The 1,753-nt window shown below is 69.1% G+C and carries 1 protein-coding gene; it reads right to left on the bottom strand.

Features of this window, described 5'->3' with window-relative positions; translation table 11 throughout:
- On the bottom strand, positions 1–1,753 hold a 1,753-nt coding region (locus APY03_RS43480), incomplete at both ends, for a condensation domain-containing protein (protein ID WP_232324203.1).

The following is a 1,753-nucleotide window of genomic DNA, read 5'->3' as shown; positions in this document are numbered from 1 at the left end:
CGTGGCTGGCGCGTCGCCGGCCGCGAGCCGCTGCAGGTAGACCGCGCTGTCCGAGCCGGCGGGCGCCGCGATGGCTTCCAGCGTGGCGTCCGGCTGCTGCGCGACCAGGCGCAGCAGCTCGAGGTAGCGCTCCTTGAAGGCGACGCCGGTCTCGCGCTTGTAGATGTCCGCGTTGTAGGCAATCGCGCCTTCGAGGCCGTTGGGCTTGTCCATCAGCCAGATGCCGAGGTCGTCGGTCGCGCCGCGTTGCAGCAAATGCATCTGGCGATGCTTCAGGTTACCGATGTCCTTCGGGCGTTCGCGTGCGTCCTGGAACGAGAACAGCGCCTGGTAGAGCCCCACGCCCTGCGCGCGCTCCACGAACTCCGGCTCGCTGACCAGGCGCTCGAAGGGGATCTGCTGGTGGCTCATCACCGCGATCAGCTCCTGCTTGACGTAGCGCATGAACTCGCCGAAGCGCAGCGAGCGGTCGATCTGGAAGGACAGCGGCAGCACGTTGTTGAAGAAGCCCATCACCGGCTCGAGCTCGGGCGCCTCGCGGCCGCGCACCGGCGTCGCGATGACGATCGAGCGGCTGTCGATGATGCTGCTCATCATCAGGATGTAGACCCCAAGCGTCAGCATGCTCAGCGTGACGTCGCAGTTGCGTCCGATCTCGCGCAGCCGTTCCGTCAGCGCCTTGTCGACGGTGATCCAGTAGGTGCCGCCCTGGCCGCTCATTCCTGCGCCGCGCGGCATGTCGGTGCGTGGCGCTTTGGGGATGGGCGAGTTGGCGAAGCGGTTCTTCCAGTAGCGCAGCTGGAGCTCGGCCTCGGGCTCGGTGAGCCAGCGCGCGAACCAGTCGGCGTAGTCGCCGTGGGTCACGGCCAGCTCGGGCAGCCCGTGCGGCTCACCGCGCACCAGCGCGCCATAGACGGTCGACAGCTCGCTCTGCAGGATGTCGAAGGACCAGCCGTCCCAGATCAGGTGGTGCGGCACGAAGACGAAGGCGTGGTCCTCGGCCGAGATCCTGTAGAGCGCCGCGTGGAACAACGGTGCGTGATGGATGTCGATCGGGCGGTCGGCGACTTCCTGCATGCGCTCGATCAGTTCCGCTTCGCGCTGGTCCGCCGGAAGCGTGCACAGGTCGACCACCTCCAGCTTGAGCGGCACTTCGTCCGCAATCGTCATCGCCGGCCCCCCTGTGGCCGGGTCGACGCCGATGCAGGTGCGCAGCACGGGCTGCCTGCGAATGATCTCGCGCAGCGCCGCCTCGAACCTGGGCAGGTCGAGCGGGCCGCTCAGCCGGTGCGCGGACGGGGCGTTGTAGACCGGCCGTCCCGGGTGCAGCTCTTCGATGAAGCGGATGCGCTCCTGCATCGGCGTGAGCGGCGCGATGCGCCGGTTCGGCCGGTGCGGGATCGGTTCGCTGCGCGGCTTATCGCCTCCGCTCAAGGTGTCGATCGCCGCGGCCAGCCGTTCGGCCGTCGGCGCCTCGAACAGCATGCGCAGCGGCACCGTGAGCTCGAACTCGCGGCTCAGCAGGGTCGCGAGCCGCGCCGCCAGCAGCGAATGGCCGCCCAGCGAGAAGAAGTCGTCGCGGATGCCGAGGCCGGGCAGGTTGAGCACGCGCTCCATGGTCTCCAGCACGATGCGCTCGCGCTCGTTGCGCGGCGCCAGCCGCTCGCTCGTCTCCTGCCGCGTCGCGCTGGGCTTGGGCAGCGCCTTGCGGTCGACCTTGCCGTTGGGCAGCAGCGGAATGGCGTCGAGGCCG

The organism is Variovorax sp. WDL1, from assembly GCF_001541225.1.
Taxonomy (GTDB): Bacteria; Pseudomonadota; Gammaproteobacteria; order Burkholderiales; family Burkholderiaceae_C; genus Variovorax.
Note: the sequence above shows the minus strand (reverse complement) of the source record. Positions and strands in the feature narration are given on the sequence as shown.